Source organism: Bradyrhizobium algeriense (assembly GCF_003062295.1).
Lineage (GTDB): Bacteria > Pseudomonadota > Alphaproteobacteria > Rhizobiales > Xanthobacteraceae > Bradyrhizobium > Bradyrhizobium algeriense.
This window is the reverse complement of sequence record NZ_PYCN01000005.1, coordinates 1-25,545: the sequence shown is the minus strand read 5'-3', so window position 1 is coordinate 25,545 and position 25,545 is coordinate 1. Positions and strand designations below refer to the sequence as shown.

The 25,545-nt window shown below is 62.7% G+C and carries 21 protein-coding genes; 16 read left to right on the top strand and 5 right to left on the bottom strand.

The window, feature by feature from the left end; all coding sequences use genetic code 11:
- The first annotated feature begins 129 nt into the window (after nt 1–129).
- The 6 genes from C7G61_RS13065 (at nt 130) to C7G61_RS13035 (ending at nt 7,290) form a co-directional block, all read left to right on the top strand.
- Nucleotides 130–1,335, top strand: coding sequence for a CaiB/BaiF CoA transferase family protein (locus C7G61_RS13065; RefSeq protein ID WP_108514531.1), 1,206 nt, complete (start codon nt 130–132; stop codon nt 1,333–1,335).
- A 149-nt stretch (nt 1,336–1,484) separates the two neighbouring features.
- Nucleotides 1,485–2,522, top strand: coding sequence for a TRAP transporter substrate-binding protein (locus C7G61_RS13060; RefSeq protein WP_108514529.1), 1,038 nt, complete (start codon nt 1,485–1,487; stop codon nt 2,520–2,522).
- A gap of 117 nt (nt 2,523–2,639) precedes the next feature.
- Nucleotides 2,640–3,212 (top strand): TRAP transporter small permease, encoded by a 573-nt coding sequence (locus tag C7G61_RS13055; RefSeq protein WP_108514526.1) that lies wholly within the window; start codon nt 2,640–2,642, stop codon nt 3,210–3,212.
- Nucleotides 3,209–4,477 (top strand): TRAP transporter large permease, encoded by a 1,269-nt coding sequence (locus C7G61_RS13050; protein WP_108514524.1) that lies wholly within the window; start codon nt 3,209–3,211, stop codon nt 4,475–4,477. Before C7G61_RS13055 ends, C7G61_RS13050 begins: the two co-directional genes overlap by 4 nt.
- A gap of 537 nt (nt 4,478–5,014) precedes the next feature.
- Nucleotides 5,015–6,085, top strand: a complete 1,071-nt coding sequence (locus C7G61_RS13040; RefSeq protein ID WP_108514522.1) for an alcohol dehydrogenase — start codon at nt 5,015–5,017, stop codon at nt 6,083–6,085.
- Nucleotides 6,086–6,207: 122 nt separating this feature from the next.
- On the top strand, nt 6,208–7,290 hold the full coding sequence (locus C7G61_RS13035; RefSeq protein WP_108514520.1) for an isocitrate/isopropylmalate dehydrogenase family protein: 1,083 nt from the start codon (nt 6,208–6,210) through the stop codon (nt 7,288–7,290).
- A gap of 190 nt (nt 7,291–7,480) precedes the next feature.
- Here C7G61_RS13035 and C7G61_RS13030 read toward each other — a convergent pair whose 3' ends face one another.
- The 3 genes from C7G61_RS13030 to C7G61_RS13020 form a co-directional block, all read right to left on the bottom strand.
- Nucleotides 7,481–8,302 carry an enoyl-CoA hydratase gene (locus C7G61_RS13030; RefSeq protein ID WP_108514518.1) on the bottom strand — a complete coding sequence of 274 codons (822 nt, stop codon included), beginning with the start codon at nt 8,300–8,302 and terminating at the stop codon, nt 7,481–7,483.
- A 77-nt stretch (nt 8,303–8,379) separates the two neighbouring features.
- On the bottom strand, nt 8,380–8,574 hold the full coding sequence (locus tag C7G61_RS46990) for a thioredoxin domain-containing protein (protein ID WP_274542274.1): 195 nt from the start codon (nt 8,572–8,574) through the stop codon (nt 8,380–8,382).
- A 408-nt stretch (nt 8,575–8,982) separates the two neighbouring features.
- Nucleotides 8,983–9,378, bottom strand: a complete 396-nt coding sequence (locus C7G61_RS13020; RefSeq protein ID WP_028347342.1) for a helix-turn-helix domain-containing protein — start codon at nt 9,376–9,378, stop codon at nt 8,983–8,985.
- An 896-nt stretch (nt 9,379–10,274) separates the two neighbouring features.
- Here C7G61_RS13020 and C7G61_RS13015 point away from each other — a divergent pair.
- From C7G61_RS13015 to C7G61_RS13005, 3 genes are all read left to right on the top strand, one after another.
- The gene (locus tag C7G61_RS13015) at nt 10,275–11,273 is read left to right on the top strand and encodes a TRAP transporter substrate-binding protein (protein WP_108514516.1); all 999 of its coding nucleotides are present in this window, start codon (nt 10,275–10,277) and stop codon (nt 11,271–11,273) included.
- An 84-nt stretch (nt 11,274–11,357) separates the two neighbouring features.
- Nucleotides 11,358–11,873, top strand: coding sequence for a TRAP transporter small permease (locus tag C7G61_RS13010; protein WP_108514514.1), 516 nt, complete (start codon nt 11,358–11,360; stop codon nt 11,871–11,873).
- On the top strand, nt 11,870–13,189 hold the full coding sequence (locus tag C7G61_RS13005) for a TRAP transporter large permease (RefSeq protein ID WP_108514511.1): 1,320 nt from the start codon (nt 11,870–11,872) through the stop codon (nt 13,187–13,189). The genes C7G61_RS13010 and C7G61_RS13005 overlap by 4 nt, the downstream gene beginning before the upstream one ends.
- 63 nt (nt 13,190–13,252) lie before the next feature.
- On the opposite strand, the gene C7G61_RS13000 is transcribed toward C7G61_RS13005, so the two are convergent.
- Both C7G61_RS13000 and C7G61_RS12995 read right to left on the bottom strand, forming a co-directional pair.
- Nucleotides 13,253–14,749 carry a sensor histidine kinase gene (locus tag C7G61_RS13000; RefSeq protein WP_190241815.1) on the bottom strand — a complete coding sequence of 499 codons (1,497 nt, stop codon included), beginning with the start codon at nt 14,747–14,749 and terminating at the stop codon, nt 13,253–13,255.
- Nucleotides 14,750–14,900: 151 nt separating this feature from the next.
- Complete coding sequence (locus tag C7G61_RS12995; RefSeq protein WP_108514507.1) at nt 14,901–16,175, bottom strand: serine hydrolase domain-containing protein; 1,275 nt, start codon at nt 16,173–16,175, stop codon at nt 14,901–14,903.
- A 137-nt stretch (nt 16,176–16,312) separates the two neighbouring features.
- Between C7G61_RS12995 and C7G61_RS12990 the strand changes: the two genes are divergently transcribed.
- From C7G61_RS12990 to C7G61_RS12960, 7 genes are all read left to right on the top strand, one after another.
- On the top strand, nt 16,313–17,227 hold the full coding sequence (locus C7G61_RS12990; protein WP_108514506.1) for an intradiol ring-cleavage dioxygenase: 915 nt from the start codon (nt 16,313–16,315) through the stop codon (nt 17,225–17,227).
- Nucleotides 17,228–17,566: 339 nt separating this feature from the next.
- Nucleotides 17,567–18,886, top strand: a complete 1,320-nt coding sequence (locus tag C7G61_RS12985) for a CmpA/NrtA family ABC transporter substrate-binding protein (protein ID WP_108515027.1) — start codon at nt 17,567–17,569, stop codon at nt 18,884–18,886.
- 64 nt (nt 18,887–18,950) lie between these two features.
- Complete coding sequence (gene ntrB, locus C7G61_RS12980) at nt 18,951–19,868, top strand: nitrate ABC transporter permease (RefSeq protein ID WP_190241787.1); 918 nt, start codon at nt 18,951–18,953, stop codon at nt 19,866–19,868.
- 12 nt (nt 19,869–19,880) lie between these two features.
- Complete coding sequence (locus C7G61_RS12975) at nt 19,881–20,675, top strand: ABC transporter ATP-binding protein (RefSeq protein ID WP_108514505.1); 795 nt, start codon at nt 19,881–19,883, stop codon at nt 20,673–20,675.
- Between the two features lie 84 nt (nt 20,676–20,759).
- Nucleotides 20,760–21,185: a globin family protein gene (locus C7G61_RS12970; RefSeq protein WP_108514504.1), complete on the top strand. Its 426-nt coding sequence runs from the start codon at nt 20,760–20,762 to the stop codon at nt 21,183–21,185.
- A 9-nt stretch (nt 21,186–21,194) separates the two neighbouring features.
- Nucleotides 21,195–22,412: an NAD(P)/FAD-dependent oxidoreductase gene (locus C7G61_RS12965; RefSeq protein WP_108514503.1), complete on the top strand. Its 1,218-nt coding sequence runs from the start codon at nt 21,195–21,197 to the stop codon at nt 22,410–22,412.
- Between the two features lie 13 nt (nt 22,413–22,425).
- Nucleotides 22,426–25,131: a nitrate reductase gene (locus C7G61_RS12960; protein ID WP_108514502.1), complete on the top strand. Its 2,706-nt coding sequence runs from the start codon at nt 22,426–22,428 to the stop codon at nt 25,129–25,131.
- Nucleotides 25,132–25,545: the final 414 nt, after the last annotated feature.

Here is a 25,545-nt window from a genome sequence, read left to right as displayed (position 1 = left end):
TGCATGTTCACAACGCGCGCTGCAGGCCATCGTTCCTGGCGAACTACTTTCCTGTCGACGCTGCACAATTTAGGGTCTCGGCCGCCAACCAAAACGAATGGCCGCAAAAGGCCTAAGGAGTTTCACGCGATGACCATAGCCGGCAATGATCAGAGGAATTTGACAGGCAGCTTCACAGGCCTGCGGGTTCTCGATTTCTCCACCACGATTGCCGGCCCCCATTGTACACGAATGCTCGCCGATATGGGAGCGGAGGTTATCAAGATCGAGACCGAGGAAGGCGAGACGATGCGGACCCGCCCGCCAGTGCGGAATAATTGCTCGACCGCCTTCGGCCAGCTCAATGTCGGCAAGAACAGCCTGGTGCTGGATTTGAAGTCACCTGAGGGATCGGAGGCGGTCCGCCGGCTGGTCGCGACCGCGGACGTGCTGGTGGAGAATTTCCGGCCAGGCGTGATGCGGCGATTGAAGCTCGATCATGCCTCGCTGCGTGAGCTCAACCCGAAGCTGGTCTATTGCTCGATCTCGGGATACGGCCAGACCGGGCCGTCGGCCGAGCTGCCGGCCTATGCGCCGGTGATTCACGCGGCCTCGGGCTATGAGATGGCGCATCTGGCCTACCAGCCCGGGCGAAGCCGGCCGGACTATTGCGGCATCTACCATGCCGACGTGCTGACCGGCGTCTACGCGTTCGGCGCCATCTCGGCGGCGCTGTATCAGCGCAACACAACCGGGCAGGGCCAGCATATCGACGTCTCGATGCTGGAATCCATGCTGAGCCTGACGCTGAACGAACTGCAGTGGTCGCAATTCGAGGTGAAGCCGACGCAGCGGCCGATGTTCGGTCCGATCGAGACGACGGACGGCTACGTGATGATGGCGATCGCCAGCGAGAAAACTTTTCAGAGCCTGATGCAGGTGATCGGCCACCCCGAGTGGGTGAGCGATCCGCGCTTTGCGAAATATTCCGACCGCCGGGAAAACTGGACGAGCCTGATCGAAGGCGTCGAGGCATGGTCGGGCGCGGTGACGACCGAACAGTGCCTCGCGGCGCTCAACGCGCACGGCGTTCCCTCATCGGCCTATCGCACCGTCGCCGAGGCGCTGCGCGATCCGCAGATCGCCCATCGCGGCGCACTGGCCGAGGTCGAGGACGGCGGCGGCACCTTCAAGGTGCTCAACCTGCCGTTCCGCATGTCGGGCGCCAGCGTGTCGGCGGCGAGACGCATGTCGACGCTTGGCGAACATACACGCGCCTACCTGAAGGAGACCGGATTGTCAGAGGATGAAATTGCATCCTTTGCCGGCAAGGCGCAGGCCGCCGCGCACAGCTGACCGCGCGATCCGCATAGCGAAACATTAAACTTGCGGCGTTTCATCCGCGGGTTGCGAACGGCCTTGCCCGCGACGGAAATTCCAGACAATCTTACCGCGGCGATCACGATCCGGAATACCGGACGGATGACAAATCGGAGGGAACAACCATGAAAGCGGCGATCCGTTCGAGCGCGCTCGCGCGAATATTCCTTGTGGCGGGATTCGGTGTAGCGGCGTCAATCACGACCGCGTCGGCGCAGGGCACGCCGGCCACGACGCTTCGCTACACCACGGGCGCCCCTGCCAAGACGCCCTGGGTAACGCAGCTTGAGCGCTTCGCGGCGGATGTCGACGAAGAGAGCAAGGGCGCGCTCAAGATTGACCCTTTCATCGCCGCCCAGCTCGGCAATGAGCAGGACACCATCCAGCAAATCGCCCGCGGCCGTATCGACATGGGCGGCTTTTCGACCGGCGCGGTGGCGCTGGTGCTGCCGGAATTGTCGGTGCTCAGCATTCCGTTCCTGTTTGGCAGCACGGCCGAGCAGGACTGCATCATCGACAAGTACATGACCGCGCCGATAACCGCCGGCCTCGCCAAGAAGGGTGTCAAGTTCCTGGGATGGACCGAGGTCGGCACGGGCGATGTGATCGGCAAGCGGCCGTTCGTATCGCCCAACGACGTCAATGGTCTGAAGGCCGCCGCCGCCAGCAACAAGGTCTCCGCGGCGCTGTGGTCGGCGCTGGGCGCCAACCCCAACCCGATCGGCATCACCGAAATATCGTCGGCGTTCCAGACCGGGCTGGTCGACGTGCAGGCGCAGGTCGTCACCTTCTACCTGCCGTCCGGACTCAACAAGATCGCGCCGGTGCTGACCCGGGTCGAGCTGGCGGACGCGCCCGGCATCATCGTGATGAACCAGGCCGCCTGGGACAAGCTCACGGCCGATCAGAAGTCGGCGCTGGAGCGGGCGATTGGGCGGCGTTCGGCCGATCAGCTACGCAAGGAAATCCGCAGTTTCGAGCAGACCCTGCGCGACCTGCACGTCAAGGGTGGCGGGCAGGTGGTCGAAATCACGCGCGAACAGCGCGAGGAATGGCGCAAGAAGATCAAGCCGGTATGGCCGACTATGATCAAGGAGATCGGCCCTGAAGGTGAAGCCCTGTTCAAGGCCATCGAAGCTGGACGAGCGAGCTGCGGCGTGTAAGCCACCGAGGGCGCCCCGCCCTCAAGACTTGCAGTGACCGAATTTTCTTCCTTCCAGCGGACGGGTTCGGCCGCAGCAACGGCTGGACCCGTCCCACTCCTCATCCAGGCGCAGCAAATGTCTGAGCACTCGCAAGCGGCGACAGCGGCGGAAGCGCCGCGCTGGGCCCACAGTTTGGTCGTCAACTGGCACACCGTGGAGTGCTGGGTGGCCGTCGCGGCCTTCACCTTCATCGCCGTGATTTTGTTGCTCGATGTGCTCGGACGTGAACTGCTTGGACCGATCGTCCGTCTGATGGGGCTGAAGCAGGCCACCGGAATATTTGCGGCGCAGAAGATGTCTGTGTTTGCGCTGGTGATCGGCAGCTTCGCCGGCATCGGTATCGCTACCGCTACCGGCGCCCATCTGGTGCCGCGCGTGGCCTTCAATCTGGTTCCGGAACGCTGGGGCCCCTCACTTGACCGTCTCGCCGACCTCATCACTGGAGTGTTCCTGCTGATCGTCGCTTATTACGGCTTCCACTTCGTTCAGTCTTCGATGGCGACCGACTTGAGGGCGCCAGTGCTCAACTGGGCTGTCTGGCCGTTCCAGCTGGCGATTCCCTTGGGGTTTGTGTCCGCGGCGGTACGCTATTTTCTGTTTTCCGCCTGGCCGGGTCTGAGGCCGTTGCCGCCGGAATTCCAGGAATGACCGCGCTCCTGCTGGTAGGAATCGTCCTGGCACTGCTGATCCTGCGTCAGCCGCTGCTCGTCATACTGATGTCGGTCGCCGCTTACATTCACATTGTCTGGGGGCAGGCCAAACTCGATTATATTATCGAGGACATGTGGGTCGGCCTCGACAAGGAAGTGATTCTGTCGATTCCGCTGTTCATCCTCTGCGGCAATGTGATGACGCGCGGCTCGATCGCCCAGCGCCTGATCAATATTCTGGCGTCGATCACCCGCCCGCTGCCGGGCGGCATGGCGGTGGCCTGTGTGCTTTCCTGTGCGGTATTCGCCGCGATTTCCGGCTCTTCGATCGTGACCACGCTTGCGATTGGATCGATCATGTATCCGGCGATGCGGCAGGCCGGCTACAATCTGAACTTTACGCTCGGCGCGATCATGTCCGGCGGTACCCTCGGCATCATCATCCCGCCGTCGATCCCGATGATCATCTATGGTCTCGTGACCGAGACCAGCGTTACCGATCTGTTCGCTGCCGGCTTCGGTCCCGGAATCCTGCTCACCGTCGTGCTGTCCATCTATTCGGTCTGGGTCAACCGGCATATGCCGACCGAGCGGTTTGACTTCGCCCACTTCAAGAAGGCGTTCAGGAACGGCATCTGGTCGGCGATGATGCCGGTCATCCTGCTCGGGGGCATCTACACCGGCTACTTTACCGCGACCGAGGCCGCGGCGGTGGCACTGTGCTACGCCATGCTGGTCGAGGTCTTCATTCACCGCGAGCTGAAATTCTCCGACTTCTACAAGGTGGTACTCGATACCTCGAAACTCGGCGGGTCGCTGTTTCCGGTGCTGGCGATCGCGCTCAGCCTCAACATCATCCTGACCGAGCACCGCGTGCCGCAAATGCTGGTGACGGCCATGCAGGGCTACATCACCAGTCCGGTGATGTTCATGTTGATCGTCAACGTGCTGCTGCTGCTCGTCGGCTGTCTTATGACGACAGGCGAAGCGATTCTGGTGCTGGCCCCGCTGCTGGCGCCCGTTGCGGCGGCCTATGGCTACGACAAGGTGATCTTCGGGTTGATCATGATTCTCAATCTGGAGATCGGCTATCTCACGCCACCTGTAGGATTGAACCTGATCGTGGCCATGAGCGCGTTCAAGCAACCGTTCGGGCGACTCTGCATTGCCGCGATACCCTTCATCCTGCTGATGATGTTCTGTCTGGCGCTGGTGATATGGCAACCCTGGATCGCGATGTACTTTGTCAACGGGAAGTTCTGATGCGGGGCCGGCACATTTGCCACCACGACTGATTTTCACGGCGTCTTCCCTATCTGATCTCGCGATCGATGCCGATGGCGGATCAGCACCGATGTGCTGGGGCGGCCTTGTGACGATCCGGGCAGGCCGGTTTAATTGTTTCGCCAGCTCGCTCAATTGAGCATTGTTCTGGAAACCTGCGTTATCTTGTGTCTCCTTTTCGTTCCGCAAAGCCGCGTACGCTGGAACAGGCGCTCTCTGTCGCCGGGTGTCACCCGCGTCATCGAGCGCGTCGCCCCACCGAGACCGTGCCGGTGGGCGAGCCGCCGTCGCCGATCGCGCCGCCCTCTGGCTGTCGCTTCGCACCTGTTGCCCCGGGCGGATGCGCGATGCAGTGCGGAGGTTCCGGAACTTCGTGCCGTGGCGCCCGGCCAACTGGTGTCCGGCCATCACCCGCTGATCTGAATACCGGACGAACGCGGCACGCGTTTGTCTCGATGGGACGGACGTGGCAATGTCTGCGCAGGGCTCAAGAACTAGAATGACGGGAGAGAAGCGATGAAGAGTTTTCAGGTGGCCGAGTTCAACGCACCCCTAAAGGAGGTGGACCAGCCGACGCCGCAGCCGACGGGCACGCAGGTGTTGATCAAGGTGAAGGCGGCCGGCGTTTGCCACAGCGACCTTCACATCTGGGAAGGCGGCTATGATCTCGGCCACGGCCGCAAGCCGCTGTCGCTGAAGGACCGCGGCGTGTCGCTGCCGCGCACGATGGGGCACGAGACGGTCGGCGAGGTCGTGGCGTTCGGGCCCGACGTCACCGCCGCCGATAAGGGCGATCTCAAGGTCGGCGACACAGCATTGGTCTACCCTTGGCTCGGTTGCGGCAAGTGCGCGACCTGTGTGGGCGGCGATGAGAACATGTGCGTCGTCAAGCCGAACTCGCTCGGCGTCTATTGCGACGGCGGCTATGCCGATCACATGACGGTGCCCAATCCGAAGTATCTGCTGAACCTCAGGGGGCTCGACCCCGTCACCGCGGCGCCCTATGCCTGTTCCGGCGTCACCACCTACAGCGCGCTGAAGAAGGTCGAATTCGCCTTCAACTCGCCGATCGTCATCTTCGGCGCGGGCGGACTCGGGCTGATGGCGCTGTCGCTGTTGAAGGCGATGGGCGGCAAGGGCGCCATCGTCGTCGACATCGATGCGCGTAAGCGCGAAGCCGCTGAAGCGGCCGGTGCGCTCGCCACCGTCGACGGCAAGGCGCCGGATGCGCTGGAGCAACTGGCGAAGGCGGCCGGCGGACCCATTCGCGCCGTGATCGATCTCGTCGGCAATGCGCAGACCACGCAGCTCGGCTTCGACTGCCTGACCAAGGGCGGCAAGCTCGTCATCGTCGGCCTGTTCGGCGGCGGCGCGCCCTGGGCCTTGCCGCTGATCCCGATCAAGGCGATCACGATCCAGGGCAGCTATGTCGGCAATCTGCGCGAAACCGAGGAATTGCTCGAACTCGTTCGCAACAAGATGATCGCGCCGATTCCGGTCACGACGATGCCGCTCGCGAAAGCGAACGAAGCGCTGACCGATTTGCAGAAGGGCAAACTCGTTGGCCGCGCGGTGCTGACGCCGTAGCTTTCCGTCATTGCGAGGAGCGAAGCGACGAAGCAATCCAGCTATCCGTTATGCCGCGATATGGATTGCTTCGCTTCGCTCGCAATGACGACATCAAATCCACCGATCCCCTAAGGAATCCCATGTCCGCAAACAACGCGCTCCACATTGCCGTGCTCGGCGGCGATGGCATCGGTCCTGAAGTGATGGCGCCAGCGCTGGAAGTCCTGCGCAGGATCGAGGCGACATCGGACCTCAAATTCCGCTTCACCGATGCTCCGGCCGGCGCCAACAATTATCTCGCGACCGGCAAATCGATGCCCGACAGCACCGTGCGGCTTTGCGAGGAAGCGGATGCCATCCTGCTCGGCGCCTGCGGCCTGCCTTCGGTGCGCTACCCTGACAATACCGAGATCGCCCCGCAGATCGAACTGCGCTTCCATTTCGACCTCTATGCCGGCGTGCGCCCGGCGCGGCTCGTTCCGGGCGTACCGAGCCCGATCGTCGGCGCCGACCAGCGCGGCATCGACCTCGTGCTGATCCGGGAATCGACCGAAGGCCTGTTTGCCTCGATGGGCAAGGGCGTGGTGACGGACACCGAGGCGCGCGAGACGCTCGTCATCACCCGCAAGACCTCGGAGCGGCTATTTGAATTCTCGTTCCGCCTCGCCGAACGCCGCAAGGCGCGCGGGAAGGCGAACGGCGGCTTGACCTGCGTCGACAAGGCAAACGTGTTCAGGGCGTTCGCGTTCTTTCGCGAGATGTTCGATGACGCCGCCAAACGCCATCCCGACGTCAAGGCCGATCGGCTCTATGTCGATGCCTGCTCGCTGATGATGGTGAAGCGTCCCTGGGATTTCGACGTCATGGTGACCGAGAACATGTTCGGCGACATTCTCTCCGACCTGGCCGCCGGCCTGATCGGCGGGCTCGGCATGGCCCCATCAGCCGATATCGGCGACCGCTACGCCGTGTTCCAGCCCTGCCACGGCACCGCGCCCGATATCATGGGGCAGGGCAAGGCCAATCCCACCGCGATGATGCTGTCGACCGCGATGATGCTGGACTGGCTCGCCGACAAGCACGGGCTGGAAAGCGCCGCGGAAGCCGGCGAGCGCATCGAGCGCGCGGTGGACAAAGCCTATGCGGGTGGAATCAAGCCGATGGAATTCGGCGGCAGCAACGGCACGGCGGATATCACGAAGGCAGTGCTCGCGGCGTTGTAGGACAACCTTCACCCGTCGTCCCGGCCTTGAGCCGGGGCCCATACCCTGCGGCGCTTGTTGTTGCGGAAGGTATTGGATGCCGGCGTGTCACCGATGGGCCGCGGAGTATGGGTCCCGGCTCAAGGCCGGGACGACGGGGAGATTGTTGCGCCCGAGGCTGCAGTGCGTGCCGTCTCCGTTCGCCGACAGATTACCGCCCCTTGAACTGCGGCTTGCGCTTTTCCATGAACGCCGTGCGCCCTTCACGAAAATCCTCGCTATCCATGCAAGCCATGCCGATCTTCTTGATCGCGTCCATGTCGCGCTTGCTTTCGTCCTTCAGCACTTCGGCAATCGTGATCTTGGCGGCCTTGATCGCCAGCGGCGCGTTGCCGGAGATGGTGCGCGCGATTTCCATGGTGGCGTCCCATAATTCCGCATCCGGCAGCACGCGGTCGACCAATCCGATCCGTAAGGCTTCCGCAGCCTCGATCCGCATGCCCGTATACATGATCAGCCGCGCCCAGGATGGCCCGACCAGCGAGACCAGATGCTTGAGGCCGTCATAGCCATAGGCGATGCCGAGCCTGGCGGCGGGAATGCCGAACTGGCTGTTGTCGGAGGCGATACGGATGTCGGTGAGCATGGCGACCTGCATGCCGCCGCCGAGACAGAAGCCGCGGATGCAGGCAATCGTCGGCTTGGGATAACTCGCGAGCAGGGCGCGCTGCGCCTCGCTCCGTTTCGAATATTCCTCCGAGGCCGCCGCATTGTGGCGGGTCTTTTCAAACTGGCTGATGTCGGCACCCGAGACGAAGGCCTTGTCGCCGGCGCCGACCAGAATTACGACGCGGACATCGGGATTGTCGCGCAGTTCGACCAGCGCCTTGCCCAGGCCCTCCCACATCTCGAGCGACATCGCGTTGCGCTTGTCGGGATTATTGAAGGTGATGATTCCGACGCCATCGCGGATGCTTTGCAGGATCTTGCCGTCGGCATGAGGTATTTCGGCGTTCTTTGGGGTGTCTAGCATCGAAGTGTCCAGTCCATTTCAGGAATCAACAAAGGGGGCCGAAATTCGCCTGGGCGTAGGCTGGCCGCGCCTGCAGTCTAGTCCACCACGCCGCGACGCGTGGGTGTTTCTTTCGGTCTCCTCATCCGGCGCGGGATAACGCCGAGCGGATTGATCTTCAGATATTCCGGCAAATGATGTTCCATCTTGGCCATGTCGACCTCATGGCCTTCATAGGCGAGGCCCTTCTCCGCGAGGCACGCCGGACGCGGCGCGAAGCGCTCAAGCGCCAGCCGTGTTGAAGGATCGTCATGGTTGCCTCCCGGACCTGAACAGCTGATGGCTGATCACGCAATCCGGAACAAGCCAATGGCAGTTTCGGCGGAGCCGTCGACACCGGATGGCTTCGCGGCTTACATCAAGACCGGGATCAGTGCTGGGCAATGATAAAAAAAGGCGCCACGTTCGAATAGCAGAAAATCTTATCAACGGCCCGCGCCCGCGAGGCCTGAGATTCTGGGTTCTAAGTATCAGACGACCGAATTCCGCCAAAGATGATGGCGTTGCGCTGATCTTTTCCGGCCAGATCAAGATCTTTTCCGGCCAGATCAATGTGTGGCCTAGCGCAGCAACAGGCTACCCGGCGATTTCTCGCGTTGATTAATCGGGTCCGCGGTGCTGCGATCCAGGCGCGATAATGCCTAGCCCTCGTTGGCGGCGATCGATTCCATCAAGGACACCAACTGACGTTGTACGGTCTGGTCCTTGATCTTGCTGTAGGCACGCAACAGCCTCAGGCTGAACGCGCTGTCCAGGAACAGCAGGCTCTCGACTTCCCGCGCCTTGCCGTCGCCGTCGTAGAAGAACGTCACGGGCACGTCGAGCGCGGTAGCGATTTGCTGAAGACGAGCTGCGCCGACACGGTTGACGCCCTTCTCGTACTTCTGGACCTGCTGGAAGCTCACGCCGAGCTTGTCGCCGAGCTCCGCTTGAGAGATTTTCTGTTCCACGCGCCGCAGGCGAATCCGCTTGCCCAACTCGATATCGGGTTTGCCGGCGCTGCGCTGTTTCATCTTCTTCGCTGCTGATCTGTTCATTCTGGTTTTACCGTCCTTCAATCGGGAAACCCTGGCAAAAGTAGGTCAGAGGTTCATCCGCATTTGCCGTGTTTAAAGTCAGTCCGAACCGTGAGGTTGTAAAGTGAACCACAGGAATCCTGAGATATTACTGGATGGTAGCCAAACGCATGCGCGCATTGGAAGCATCCTGATACCGGCGCCGCCAACCACTTAAAGCTGTCGGCACCCGGGGCGAACTTGGCGAAAAACCCCGCCCTCTACATTTGACAAAATATTCGACAAACCACAACCACCGCGAGTTCAAAGGACACAGATTTTGGCCCGCATGATTACTGTGTCGCGCTTAAGCCCCGGATTTTTACGGGGTTTGCCTGCCAAAGATGCGATCGCTCACAGCGCGTGCCGGCTCCACATCGGCGTGCAACGCGCGAAAATGCCCGCGGGCAGTGATGCCTGACAAAACGCAGCAACGTTCAGTTCCGTTTTTCGGATCAAGCGTGACGGGAAATTGCGGCAAGCCGTGTGCTCGCACGTCATCCGCGCCTCTGACGGAGCGGGCCAGATCCGACATCGCGCAACATTTGCGGCGTGTCGGTTGCCTGCGCAATGAACATCGTCGTCGGCGTCAGATGGAATCGTGAGATGTTGCCTCGGCAACTATTATGCCGGGAAGCCGTGACGCGTGCTTGCGGCTATTTGCGGATGGGACACCGGCTCGGCCCGCGCCTCCGGGGCGGGATTTGCCGAATGATTGCAATCATCGGCCCGGCGTCTGCGGCCTATTGGCCTTGGGTACTACTTAAATTGGCTTCCACAGCCGCGCTGTTTTGCATACGCTTTGCGGTAGTGGCCGCGTCGTCGGCCAGGCCAAAGTCCCGCTTACAAGGGACGGGGCATTACAGGGGAGGAACGCCATGAAGCGAAGAACCGTACTTGCGGGCCTTGGTGCGACGGCGGCTGCCGGCGTCTTGGGCATGCCATCGATCCTGCGGGCGCAAGCGCCCGTCACGCTCAACGGAGCCGTGCAGTTCAACGACGACCACGCCTTCACCAAGGCGCTGACCCGGTTTGAAGAACTGGTGAAGAAGTATTACGGCAAGCCCGTCAACTTCACGCTGCACAAGAATTCATCGCTTGGTCTCGAGAAGCAGTATTTCGAGTACATGTCGCAGGGCAAGGCGGTCGATTACGGCATCGTCTCGCCGGCCCACATGTCGACCTTCGCCAAGGCGGCGCCATTCATCGATGCGCCCTTTGTGTTCAAGGGCATCGAGCACATGAACAAGGTCGTCGAGAAGAATATCCTGGCGCCGGTCGCCGATGAAATCGCTGTTAAGGCCGAGGTCGTTCTGATCGGCTATGCCGGCGGTGGCATCCGCAACATCTTCGCCAACAAGCCGCTCAAGAACCTGGCCGACCTCAAGGGCCTCAAGGTGCGCGTGCAGGGCGCCCCGATCTGGTCGAAGACGTTTGCCGCCGTCGGCATGAGCCCGACCGTGATCGCCTACAACGAAGTCTACAACGCCATCCAGAACGGCGTGATCTCGGCCGGCGAAAACGAGGCGGCCGGTGTCGAGGCGATGAAGTTCTACGAAGTGGCACCGCACCTCAACTTGACGCAGCACGCGGTCTCGATCCGGCCAATCTGCTTCTCGGTGAAGACGCTGAAGACCCTGCCGAAGGATATGCAGGACGCGATCATGAAGGCCGGCAAGGAGGCCGGCGACTACGGCCGTCAACTGGAGTCGAGCGAGGAAGTCGTCAAGCTCGACACGCTGGAGAAGGCCGGCAAGCTCAAGCGCGTTCCGTTCGAGGAGCGCGAGGCCATGAAGAAGCTCGCTGATCCCGTGATGGCCACCTACGCCAAGGAAATCGGCGCCGAAGGCATCTTCGAGAAGATCAACGTCGCCTGAGAATTGTCGCTGCCCGCGCGGCAGGAAGTCGGGGCAAGCCGGATGGCTTGCCCCATTCCGTGATCGTTATCCCCCGGAGCCATGATGACTGAAATATCGATGCTGCCGAACCCGTCGCTATGGCGCCGAGCGACGGCGGCCTATGCAAAACTGCTGGAAATATTGCTGGCCGCCTGCGTCGGCATCCTGGTCATTCCGGTCACGCTGCAGATCATCTCGCGCTACACGCCGTTCATTCCGTCCTACATCTGGACCGAGGAGATGGCCCGATTCATGTTCATCTGGACGATCATGATCGGCGCCATGGTCGGTATCAGAGAGTCGCAGCATTTCGAGGTCGACGTCTGGCCCGACCTGTCACGCCGAAGCGAGGCCTTGGTGCGGATTCTCGCGCGGCTCGGCGTGCTGGCGATGGCGTGGGTGTTTGTGTGGGCCGGGCTCGAATTCACGCGGTTCGCCTGGAACCGTACGTCTGAACTGGCGGATCTGCCGCTCTGGATGATTCATGTCGCCTGGCCGGCGGCCGGCGTGACGTGGATCGTGTTTGCGGGCGAACAGATCCTTGATGAGCTGCGGATTCTGCTTGGGGCAAAACGATGAGCGGCAATGTTCTTTCTGCCGGACAGGCCGCAATGGTCCTGTTCGGGGTCTTCGTCGGCCTGCTCATCATTCGCGTGCCGGTCGCCTTTGCACTCGGCCTGGCCTGTGTGCCGATCCTTTTGATCGAGCCGCGGCTGTCGATGATGACGCTCGCGCAGGAGACCTTCAACGCCTACAACTCGTTCATCCTGCTCGCGGTGCCGTTCTTCCTCCTGACCGCCAATTTGATGAGCATCGGCGGCATCACCGACCGCCTGGTCGCGTTGTCGCGCTCGATGGTCGGGCACTGGCCGGGATCGCTGGCGCAGATCAATGTCGTGCTGTCGGTGTTCTTTGCCGGCATCTCCGGCTCCTCCACCGCGGACGCGGCGAGCCAATCCAAGATCTTCATCGATGCCCAGACCAAGGAGGGCTACGACCTCTCGTTCTCGATCGCCATCACCGCGGTGTCGGCCGTGCTCGCCGTCATCATCCCGCCCTCAATCCTGATGATCGTGTGGGGCGGGCTGATCTCGACCTCGATCGCGGCGATGTATCTCGCCGGTATCGTGCCGGGATTGCTGATCGCAGGCGCGCAGATGGCGACGGTGCATGTCTATGCCGTGCGCCGCGGCTATCCGACTTACCCGAAATCCAGCTGGGTCGACATCGTCTACGCCATCTGGCGCTCGATACCGGCGTTGATGACGCCGTTCATCATCGTCGGCGGCATCCTGCTGGGATGGTTCACCGCCACCGAGTCCGCCTGCGTCGCGGTGCTATATTCCGTGGCGCTCTCGACATTCTTCTACCGCGAGACCGGGGCGCGCGAGCTTTACAAAGCGCTGCTCGACACCGGGCGACTGGCGGGAGTCGCGCTGTTTTGCGTCGGCACCGCCAGCGCGTTCGGCTGGCTGCTGGCCTATTACAAGATTCCGCAGGAGCTGCTGGCCAACGTCTCGACCTGGGGCATGGGCGCGATCGGGGCCGGCTTCTTCATCTCGTTCTGCTTCCTGGTGGTAGGCTGCTTCCTCGACGCCATTCCAGCCATCGTCATCGTCGGCACCGTGCTCGAGCCGCTGGCGAAGTCGGTCGATCTCCACCCCGTTCAGTTCGCGATCATCTCGATCGTATCGCTGGCCTTCGGGCTGGTGACGCCGCCGTACGGGCTGTGTCTGATGATTGCCTGCTCGATCGCGGGCGTGCGGCTGCGCTATGCGCTAAAGGACACGATTATCATGCTGATACCGATGATGCTGGTGCTGGCTGCATTGATCATCTGGCCGAGCGTCTCGCTGTTCCTGCCGCGCCTGATCGTGCCGGAAATGCTCAAGTAGCCATAGCGTTTTCGAGCGAAGTGGATTCCGGTTCGCGTGAAGAAAACGCGTCAAAATAAAAAGCTACTCGTCCCTGTCGAGCGCGCAAGTCACCGTGTAGATGACGCCGCGCGGCAGGAAGTCGACGGTCGCTTCGCCGCCGAGCTGGTCGCGCGCGCTGCGCTCGATCAGCCGCGACCCGAAGCCGCGCTGCACCGGCGCCGTGACGGGCGGGCCGCCTGCCTCGGTCCAGATCAGCCGCAGCTTGCGCCCGTCGCTCTCCTCGAGGATCTCCCAGTCCACCGCGACGGTCCCGGTGTCGTTCGACAGCGCGCCGTATTTGGCGGCATTGGTCGCGATCTCGTGCACGATCATCGACAGCACCACGGCGAGCCGCGGCGATAGCGGAACCTGCGGCCCGAACATCCGCACCCGCTCCGGATAGGGTTGCAGCACCCGCGCAATCACTTCCCGCAACTCCGCGCCCTGCCACTTTTCCTGGCTCAGCAGATTGTGCGCCTCCGCCAGCGCGCCGAGCCTTCCCTCGAACTTCTCGCGCTCCGCCCGGCTCGCGCTGCGGAACGTCTGGGTGGCGATCGACTGCAGGACCGCGAGCGTATTCTTGACGCGGTGGTTGAGTTCCTCGATCAGGAGATTGTGAAGCATCTCGCCGCGGGCGATCTGGGTCGCCATCCGCACCGCAAAGGCGAGGCCGACCATCAGCAGGACAGCGCCCATCACGCTCGTTATCGCCAGGTTGCGCCAGAGCGGCGCGACCAGCGAGCTTTCGGCGATGCCGGCGGCAACCGTCCAGCCGGTGAGCGAGGAGCGGGCAAAGCTCGTAATCAGCGGCACGCCCTCGAGCGATACCGTCGGCACGGTGGTTTCGGGGTTGTGGGACATTTCCGCATAGAGCGAGGGCGATGCACGCTTGCCGACGGTCTCCTGCGGGTTCGGCACGCGTGCGAAATTGGTGCCTTCGCTGTCGAAGATCGAGATGGTCCAGTCCTTGCTCGGCCGCTGCTGCTCGATCATGGCCTGAAAAATTTCGATCGGCGGACTGAAAGAGATGTCGTAAAGCACCTCGTCATTTTGGATGACAGGTACTTCGACCGTCACGATCAGCCGTTGCTTCACCGACCCGAAGAACAGGTTCGAATAGACCGGCTTCTTTTCCGCGAACACCTTTTCGACCATGGCAAGGTTGTTGCGTAATGGCAGGTTTGCCGTGTCCAGGGTGAGCGAGGAGAACACCTGGCGGCCTTCGCGGTTCGCCACCAGCACGATGCCGCCTTCGCCATACTGGTCGAGGAAACCCTGGCAGATGCGGCGGAATCCCTCGATATCTCCGTCGCGCAGTTCGTTTGTCAGCGACAACATATGGAGCGCGCCGGTGATCCGCTGCATCTCCGCGTCGAGTACGAGGCGAACGCTGCGCACGGTTTCGAGCACCCGCTGGGTCGCGTTCTGCCGGTCCTGCTTGTAATTGTTGTAGACGATGCCGGCCGCGAAAATGATCAGCGGCAGCGTGGTTCCCGCGACCAGCAGGGCGAGACGCACTGGCAATGAAGGTTTCGGCAACGCAAGCCCCGGGTCGGCGCCAATCGGCCGAAGCATAGGAGAAGCCGCTGAATTTCGCCAAGGATATTAGAGGTATGTAAATCCGCTCGACAGTGCGCCGAGGTTCCGTGGTGGTCGCCTTGGCCGCGGAACCCTGGAATGACCGTGTGTCTCAGAGATTGCTGTCGGTGATGGCGGCATACACCATGGTGCGCAGTTCGCGCCGCAACGGATAGGCGCTCGACGGCAGCACCTGCGTCATGAAGATCATGATCAGTTCTTCCACGGGGTCGATGAAGAACGAGGTCGTCGCAGCACCACCCCAGTTGAACTCGCCGGGACTGCCGGCGATCAGCGTCTGCGCCGGGTTCATGGTGACGGCAAAGCCGAGGCCGAAACCAATTCCGTGATAGGCGGCCTCCGAGAACAGCGAGCGCGACATTGCCGGCAGATCGGCGCCGCCGGGCAGGTGGTTCGACGTCATCAATTTCAGCGTTTTCGGACCCAGCAGGCGGACGCCGCCGAGTTCGCCGCCATTGAGCAGCGCCCGGCAGAAGGTGAGGTAGTCGGCCGCGGTCGAACAAAGTCCGCCGCCGCCGGAGATGAAGGAAGGCGGCGAGAGGAACGAGCTCGTCGCCGGATCGTCCTGCAGCGTCAGCGTGCCCTTGCGCTCGGCGGCGAGCGGGTTGAAGCCGCCCTGCGGGTCGGCCGAATAACACGCCGCGAAGCGATGCGCCTTGTCCTTTGGCACGAAGAAATCGGTATCCTTCATCCCGAGCGGATCGAGGATACGTTCCTTGAGGAACTGTTCGAACGGCTTGCCGCTGATCAGGCCGATGAGATAGCCGACCACGTCGGTGGCGACCGAGTAGTTCCAGGCCTCGCCCGGTGAAAACTCCAGCGGGATCTTTGCGAGGTCGTCGATCATGGTTTGCAGCGTGCCGGCCTTGACCACTTCGCCGATCTTGGTCTCGCGATAGGCGGCATCGACATTGCTGCGCTGCTGGAAGCCATAGGTAAGCCCCGAGGTGTGGCGCAGCAGGTCCACGATCAGCATCGGCCGCGCCGGCGGGCGGGTCAGGAACGCCGGGTGGGTGCCGGCCACGAACACGCCGAGGTTCTTCCATTCCGGAATGTATTTGTGGACGGGCTCGTCCAGCGCGACGCGGCCTTCCTCGACCAGCATCATGAAGGCTACGCTCGTGAGCGGCTTGGTCATCGAATAGATGCGGAAGATCGTGTCGTCCTTGACCGGCGCCTTGCGCTCGAGGTCGGCAAAGCCCTGCACGGTCGAATGCACGATCTTGCCGCGGCGGTAGACCAGGAGCTGCGTCCCCGGGAAGCGCCCGCCGTCGACATAGCGCTGCTTCAGGTGATTTTCGAGGCGATCGAGCGCCGCTTTCGACATTCCGGCTTGCTCGGGCGAGGCGGGGGTGGGGGCTAACATCGGGACGAGTCTCCGGCTGGCTATTGGCAGCCTTGATAGCCGAAAAGTGTGCTCCGTTCCAACCAGCCGCGCTTACCCGGCGTGGGACGCTGGTATAGGCTGACGCCAGCCCTCGTTTATTCCGCAGGACAGCAAAAATGCGCCAATTCAGCGAAACCGAACTGACCGCCGCCGTAATCCGCAGTTTCGACGATACGCCGGATCCGCGCGCCAAATTCCTGCTGCAGGAACTGGTGAAATCGCTGCACGACTATGTCCGCAGGACCGATCTCACCTTCGAGGAGTGGGAATATGCGATCGACTATCTGACCCGGACCGGCCAGAAGTGCACCCCGATCCGGCAGGAGTTCATCCTGCTCTCCGATGTGCTTGGTGTGTCGATGCTGGTCGATGCCGTCAACCACCGGGAGCGCGAGGGCGCCACCGAGACCACGGTGCTCGGCCCGTTCTATGTCGGCGAGCACAAGGTGGCGCCGCATGGCACCGACATCTCGGCCAATCTGCCGGGCGAGCGGATGTTCGTGCAGAGCCGCGTCACCGACCTCGAAGGCAAGCCGCTGGCCGGCGTGCCGGTGGACATCTGGCATGCCGATGATGACGGCTTCTATGATTCCCAGAAGGCTTCCTACGCGACGGAGGGGCCGTCCTCGCGGGCGCGCTTCATCACCGATGCCGACGGACGGTTCTTCTTCCGAACCATCCTGCCATGCAGCTATCCTATCCCGACCGACGGCCCGGTCGGCGAGATGATCCTGCAGGTCCGCCGCCACCCGATGCGGCCGGCCCATGTGCATTTCCTGGTCGACGCGCCCGGCCACCAGCCGCTGATCACGCATGTCTTCATGGACGGCGACAAATATCTCGATTCCGACGTGGTGTTCGGGGTCAAGGACGAGCTGGTCGCCCAAATCGAAAAGCGGACCGATCCGACGATGCCGGACGGCAAGCCGGCGGCCGCCCCGTGGCACCTCATGACCTACGAATTCCGGATGAAGCCGGGCGGGGGAAGTGCACCGAAACCGATGATGGCGAAGGCCACCGAGGACGCTTAAGGCAGCGAGTATGCAGCCTGCCCAATTCTTGTGCGGCGCACAAGAATTGGGCGAATCGCAAATTTAGAATGCGAATAACGGTTCCGGACATGGCGCGATATTCCGCCGCATCCGGCGCATACTTAATTGAAAAAACTAAGTTTTTTGCGATGCAAAAGGCTTGGCACGAAGCTTGAATAGCTTGTGTCGACGCCATTGAAGCCGTCCCTCGAGACCACTCATCCGAATTGTGTCGCCACCATTCCGGGGCCTCCCTGGAACGTGCCTTTCTGCGCCTAGCGCGGTGACCCCAATCGGACGGCCCCGTTCACGCACTGACGCAAAAGGACAATGATGCCCATGACGAAACCCACCAATCCGACCTCACGCCGTGGTCTCAGCCGCCGCCAGCTCCTGAAGGCGGCCGGCGGTACGGCGGCCCTGCTCGCCGCCGCCAGGCTGAATTTCCCCGCCGGCGCGTTCGCGCAAGGTGCGGGTCCGGAAGTCACCAAGGCGACGCTCGGGTTCATCGCGTTGAGCGATGCCGGCCCGCTGTTCGTCGCCAAGGACAAGGGGCTGTTCGCCAAATACGGCATGCCCGACGTCGAAGTCGCCAAGCAGGCCTCTTGGGGCACCACCCGCGACAACCTCGTGCTCGGCAGCGAAGGCAACGGCATCGATGGCGCGCACATCCTGACGCCCATGCCGTATCTGATCTCGGCCGGCAAGGTGACGCAGAACAATCAGCCGACGCCGATGTACATCTTGGCGCGGCTCAATCTTGATGCGCAGTGCATCTCGGTCGCCAAGGAATATGCCGATCTCAAGGTTGGCGTTGACGCGTCGCCCCTCAAGGCCGTGTTCGAGAAGAAGAAGGCTGCCGGCAAGTCGGCCAAGGTTGCGATGACCTTCCCGGGCGGCACGCACGATCTCTGGATTCGTTACTGGCTCGCCGCCGGCGGCATCGACCCCGACAAGGATGTCGAGACCATCACGGTGCCGCCGCCGCAAATGGTCGCCAACATGAAGGTCGGCACCATGGATGCTTTCTGTGTCGGCGAGCCGTGGCCGGGACAATTGGTCCATCAGGGCATCGGCTATACCGCGATCAATACCGGCGAGATCTGGAGCAAGCACCCGGAAAAATCGCTGGGAATGCGCGCGGCGTGGGTCGACAAGAATCCGAAAGCCGCCAAGGCGATCTTGATGGCGGTCATGGAGGCGCAGCAGTGGGCCGACAAGATGGAGAACAAGGACGAGCTCGCCACCATCATGGGCAAGCGGCAGTGGATCAACTGCCCGGTCGAAGACATCGCCGATCGCGCCAAGGGTAAGTTCAACTATGGAATTCCCGGCAAGGTCGTCGAGAACTCGCCCCACATCATGAAGTACTGGCGTGACTTTGCCTCCTATCCGTTCCCGAGCCACGATCTCTGGTTCATGACGGAAGACATCCGCTGGGGCAAATACGAAGCGGGCTTCGACAGCAAGGCGCTGATCGCCAAGGTCAACCGTGAGGATCTCTGGAAAGAGGCCGCCAAGACAATGGGCGTTGCCGCGGCCGACATTCCGACTTCGACCTCGCGCGGCAAGGAGACCTTCTTCGACGGCAAGGTGTTCGATCCGGAAAATCCGTCTGCGTATCTGAAGTCGCTGTCGATCAAGCGTGTTGATGTCTGATCAAGCCCGGGCCGCGCGCTGGATGCGGGCGGCCCGCTCATTGAAACACGGAGATACAATTTCAATGTCGATGCCCGCGATCAAAGCCGAAGCCGCCGCGGTGGCCATTCCGACCACCTCGAGCACCTCGCCGAACACGGCGGCGCCAGTGGTTACGATGACGCCGAAGCAGGCGCCCCGTGCCGAGAAATACATCAAGATGGCGAAAGAGGCCGCGGTGCGCGTCGTGCCGCCGCTGGTCGTGATTGCGCTGCTGATGCTGTTCTGGGAGCTGGTCTGCCGCCGCACCGGATCGACGCTCCCGCCGCCATCGAAAGTCTTCAAGGACACCAAGGAGCTGATCCTCGATCCGTTCTTCGATAATGGCGGCATCGACAAGGGCCTGTTCTGGCACCTGTCCGCCTCGCTTCAGCGCGTCGCGTATGGTTACTCGATTGCCGCCATCGTCGGCATCGCGCTCGGTACGCTGGTCGGACAGTCGGTGTGGGCGATGCGCGGGCTCGATCCGCTGTTCCAGGTGCTACGCACCATTCCGCCGCTGGCATGGTTGCCGCTGTCGCTCGCCGCGTTCCGCGACGGCCAGCCCTCGGCGATCTTCGTCATCTTCATCACCTCGGTGTGGCCGATCATCATCAACACCGCGGTCGGCATCCGCAACATCCCGCAGGATTATCGCAACGTCGCAGCGGTGGTGCAGCTCAACCCGCTGGAGTTCTTCTCCAAGATCATGATCCCGGCGGCGGCGCCCTACATCTTCACGGGTCTTCGCATCGGCATCGGCCTGTCCTGGCTTGCCATCGTCGCGGCGGAAATGCTGATCGGCGGCGTCGGCATCGGCTTCTTCATCTGGGACGCCTGGAACTCCTCACATATCAGCGAGATCATCCTGGCGCTGTTCTATGTCGGCATCATCGGCTTCGTGCTCGACCGCCTGATTGCGGGAATGGCGAAGATCGTGACCCGCGGCACCGCACTGAGCTGAAGGAAACATATCATGCAGGCCTATCTGAAGCTCGACCACATCGACAAGACCTTCACCCGCGGCAACGCCACCACCGAGGTGCTGAAGGACATCAACCTGACGATCGAGAAGGGCGAATACGTCTCGATCATCGGCCATTCCGGCTGCGGCAAGTCCACGCTGCTCAACATCGTCGCCGGCCTCACCGACACCACCCAGGGCTGCGTGCTGCTGGAGAACCGCGAGGTCAATTCGCCGGGGCCGGACCGCGCGGTGGTGTTCCAGAACCACAGCCTGCTGCCCTGGCTGACGGTCTATGAGAACGTCCGGCTCGGCGTCGACAAGGTGTTCGCCTCGACCAAGACCCGCGCCGAGCGCGACGCCTGGGTGATGCACAATCTCAATCTGGTGCAGATGGCCCACGCCAAGGACAAGCGTCCGTCCGAAGTGTCCGGCGGCATGAAGCAGCGCGTCGGCATCGCCCGCGCGCTTGCGATGGAGCCGAAGGTGCTTTTGCTCGATGAGCCCTTTGGCGCGCTCGACGCGCTGACCCGTGCGCATCTGCAGGATTCGGTGATGGCGCTGCACCAGAAGCTCGGCAACACCATCCTGATGATCACCCATGACGTCGACGAGGCCGTACTGCTGTCGGACCGCATCGTGATGATGACCAACGGTCCGAGCGCACGGATCGGCGAAGTGCTGGAAGTGCCGCTGGCGCGCCCGCGCAAGCGGCTCGAACTCGCGACCAACCCCGGCTACCTCAAGTGCCGGCAGCGCGTGCTCGAATTCCTCTACGAGCGGCATCGCTTCGTCGAGGCGGCGTAGCTGCGTTATTCGCGTTGGCGGTGAACTAATGTTCTCGCCGCACGACCAACTGGATTGCCCTTAAAACACGCGAGGAGAGTTTTGGTGAATCCAATACAAATCAACCTGGTTCAGGAGAGCTTCGCCAAAGTCGCTCCGATTTCGGAGCAGGCGGCCGTCATATTCTACGATCGTCTGTTCGAAGTCGCGCCAACGGTGAAGGCGATGTTTCCCACCGACATGAAAGAGCAGCGCAAGAAGCTGATGACGACGCTGGCGGTGGTGGTGAACGGGTTGAGCAATCTTGAATCGGTGTTACCGGCCGCCAGCGCGTTGGCAAAGCGTCACGTCAGCTATGGCGCCAAGCCGGAGCACTATCCCGTCGTTGGCGGCGCGCTGTTGTGGACGCTGGAAAAAGGGCTCGGCGAGGCCTGGACGTCCGAAGTCGCCGACGCCTGGACCGCGGCCTACGGCACGCTGTCCGGTTACATGATCTCCGAAGCCTACGGCGGTGCCCAAGCCGCCGAATGAGGATGCACCATGAGCGAACCGCTTGTCATCGTCGGTAACGGCATGGCCGCTGCCCGCCTCGTCGACGAATTGGCCAAGGTGGCCTTGGGCCGCTACGCCATCGCCGTGATCGGCGACGAGCCGCGGCTCGCCTATAATCGCGTGCTGTTGTCGTCGGTGCTGGCCGGCGAGACCACCTCGCAGGACATCGAGCTGCGGCCGGCCTCCTGGTGGCGCGACCGCGGCGTCACCCTGAAATACGGCTGCACGGCCACCGAGATCGATGTCGACCGCCGTGAACTGAAGATCGAGAATGACGAGAGCGTTCCGTTTTCGAAACTGGTGCTGACCACGGGCTCGTCGCCGCTGCGGCTCAACGTGCCGGGCGCCGACCTCGCCGGCGTGCATACGTTCCGCGATAGCCGCGACGTCGATTTGTTGCTGGCGCTGGCTGCGCAGAAGAAGCGCGTGGTGGTGGTCGGCGGCGGATTGCTGGGCCTCGAAGCGGCTTATGGTCTCGCCAAGGCCGGCGCGCCGGTGACGCTGGTGCATCTGATGGACCGCCTGATGGAGCGCCAGCTGGACGCGCCCGCGGCCGAACTTTTGAAATCCCTCGTCGAGCCCAAGGGGATCGAAATCCTCCTCAACGCCAACACCGCGCGCATCCATGGCGTGACGCGCGTCGAAGGGGTCGAACTGGTGGACGGCCGCCTGATTCCGGCCGACGCCGTGATCTTTGCAGCAGGCATCCGGCCGAATATCGCCCTGGCAAAGGAAGCCGGCATTGCCGTCAATCGCGGCATCGTGGTCGACGACCATTTGCAGACCGGCGCGGGCGATGTATTTGCGATCGGCGAATGTGCCGAGCATCGTGGCATCTGCTACGGATTGGTCGAGCCGGCCTATGAGCAGGCGCGTGCGTTGGCGTGGCATCTCGCGGGCCGTGAGGCTTCCTATGCCGGCAGCATCGTTGCGACCAATTTGAAAGTCTCCGGGGTCAGTGTGTTCTCCGCCGGCGATTTCATCGGCGGCGACGGCAGCGAGGCCATCGTGCTCTCCGATATCAATCATGGCACCTACAAGAAGCTCGTGATCGCCGGCGGGCGATTGACCGGTGCGGTCCTGATCGGCGATGTCGGCGACGCGCTCTGGTATCTCGAACTGATCCGCACGCGGCAGCCGACGCAAAGAATTCGCGCCGATATGATGTTCGGCCGCTCGCTCGCGATCCGTTCGGAAGCTGCATAATCCGGTTGCCGCCATGACCGCCATCGATCCCGATCTACGCACCATCAGCACCACCTGCGCCTATTGTGGCGTCGGCTGCGGCATTCTGGCGACGCCGGACGGGCGGGGCGGGGCGGCGATATCGGGCGATCCCGCGCATCCCGCCAATTTCGGCCGGCTGTGCTCGAAGGGGTCGGCGCTCGGCGAGACGCTCGGCCTGACCAACCGGCTGCTCTATCCGATGATCCGCTGCGGAAAGGGGATCATGGAGCGGGTGGCCTGGAGCGACGCGCTCGACCATGTCGCCCACAGATTCCAGCACATCATCGCGCGCGACGGCCCCGGTGCGGTTGCGTTCTATCTCTCCGGTCAGTTGCTGACCGAGGACTACTACGTCGCCAACAAGCTGATGAAGGGCTTCATCGGCAGCGCCAATGTCGACACCAATTCGCGGCTCTGCATGGCCTCTTCGGTTGCGGGCCACCGCCGCGCCTTTGGCGCCGACACGGTGCCGGGCTGCTATGAAGATCTCGACGAGGCGGACCTCTTGGTGCTGGTCGGCTCGAACGCGGCCTGGTGTCATCCGGTGCTGTACCAGCGCATGCTCGTCAACAAGCAGCAGCGCGGCGCGCGGATGATCGTGATCGATCCGCGCCGGACCGATACCGTCGGCGACGACGATTTGTTCCTGGGGTTGAAGCCGGGCACCGATACCGCGCTGTTCAGCGGGCTGCTCGTTTACCTCGCCGACAACGGTGCGCTCGATCGGGATTACATCGAGCGCTACACTTCTGGCTTCGACGACGCGATCGCCCGGGCGCGCAGCATGGCCGGCAGCCTCAGTGCCACCGCGCTGGCGACCGGCCTCTCCGAGCAGGACGTCGCGGCATTCTTCCAGATGTTTGCGGGCACCGAGCGTGTCGTCACGATGTATTCGCAGGGCGTGAACCAGTCGGCGCAGGGCACCGACAAGGTCAACGCCATCGTCAACTGCCACCTCGCGGCCGGGCGGATCGGCAAGCCGGGCGCGTCACCGTTCTCGCTGACCGGGCAGCCCAATGCGATGGGCGGCCGCGAGGTCGGCGGGTTAGCCAACCAGCTCGCCGCCCATATGGGATTTACGCCGCCGGATATCGATCGCGTGCGCCGGTTCTGGAAGGCGCCGCGCATCGCCACCCATGAGGGGCTGAAGGCGGTCCAGATGTTCGAGGCCGTCGCGCGCGGCGAGATCAAGGCGTTGTGGGTGATGGGTACCAATCCGGCGGTATCGCTGCCGAACGCCGACGGCGTTCGCGAGGCGCTGAAGAAGCTCGAACTGTTCGTGGTTTCCGAGAACGTGATTTCCAACGACACGGTCGACGTGGGCGCGCATGTGCTGCTGCCGGCGCAGGCCTGGGGCGAGAAATCCGGCACCGTGACCAATTCGGAACGTTGCATCTCGCGGCAGCGGGCGTTCCTTTCCTCACCCGGTGAAGCCAAGCCCGATTGGTGGATCATGGGCGAAGTGGCCAGACGCCTCGGCTTCGGCGCCGGCTTCGACTTCCATTCGGCGGCGGATATCTTTCGCGAGCACGCCGCGCTCTCGGCCTTCGAGAACGAGGGCGCGCGCGATTTCGATATCGGCGCGCTGCAATCGCTGTCGGACAGCGATTTCGACGCCATGGCGCCGGTGCAATGGCCGGTCCGGCAAGGCAACGAGCCGCAGGCGCGCTTCTTCGCCGAGGGTGGATTCTTCGCCAACGATTTCAAGGCCCGCTTTGTCGCACCGGAAATTCCCGCGTTGCGGACCGAGACCACGGCGGCACGGCCGCTGCGGCTGAACACCGGCCGCATCCGTGACCAGTGGCACACCATGACCCGGACCGGCGAAAGCCCCCGGCTCGGCCAGCATTTGCCGGAGCCCTTCGTAGAGGTTCACCCCGACGATGCCGCCAGGCACGGGCTCGCCGACGGCGACTTCGCGCGGGTTACCACCGATTACGGGCAGTGCACGCTTCGCGTCATCGTTAGTGAACGCCAGCAACGTGGCATGCTGTTCGCGCCGATCCACTGGAGCGAGGCCAACGCGACCGGCGCGCGTGTCGGTTCGCTGGTGGCGCCCATCACCGATCCGTTCTCCGGCCAGCCCGAGAACAAGGCGACGCCGGCATCGATTACGCCTTACGAATATGTCTTCCGCGGCTTTGCATTGTCGCGCAAGCCGCTGGCTTTGCCGGAGCACGCCTGGAGCGCCCGCGTCGCCGTCAACGGCGGTCACGGCTACCTGTTTGCCGACAATGCCGATCTGGCGGGTTGGCAATCCTGGCTGAAATCATTCACGACGGACGATCTCGCCGAATACAAGGATTTCGGCGGCGGCGTCTATCGCGCGGCGTGCTTTAGCGGCGACCGCATCGAGACCTGCCTGTTCATCGGGCCCGCGCGGGACGCCGGCGACTGGAATGTGGTGAAGGGTTTGTTTGCCGCTGATACGCTCAGTGCCGACCAGCGCCGCATGCTGCTGTCGGGCAAATCGATGGATGGCCTCGCCAATGCCGGCCCGATCGTCTGCGCCTGCTTTGGCGTCGGCCGCAACACCATCTGCGATACCATCGCGGGCGGCGCGCGTTCGGCGGCGGACATCGGTGCGAAGCTGAAAGCAGGCACAAATTGCGGCTCCTGCATTCCCGAGTTGAAGCGGCTGATCGCGCAGGCGGGGCCGAGCGATGCCGAGCAGCGGAAGCTGGCGACGGCGAATTAGAATTATCCGCCGTCATTGCCTGCGACAAACGCGAAGCGTTTGCGCAAGGGAGCCACCGGGTCGCGCGAACGCGCGCCCGATGACAGGCTCAGCGACGACTTGTCCACCGAAGCTCAAAGAGCGAAGGGGGAAGCAATCCATGCTTCCCCAGAAGGAGAGGTGGTTGCTCCGCGGCGCTTGCAATGACGCGTCTCCCTCGCATCGCGCAATCTTCGGAGCTCAACCATGTCGATACCCGCTGGCGGCATAACGGACATGGCCGGGCTCGCTGGCAGCCCGACACCGTCGCGAATGACCCTGGCTGTGTGAAAACGCGCGGATTGAAGTGATTCTCGGAGTATGATTCTCACGCGATTTGCGGGGGAATCGGATGAAGCGCTTCGTTGAGGGGCTGGATCGTGGGCAAAGCACGCT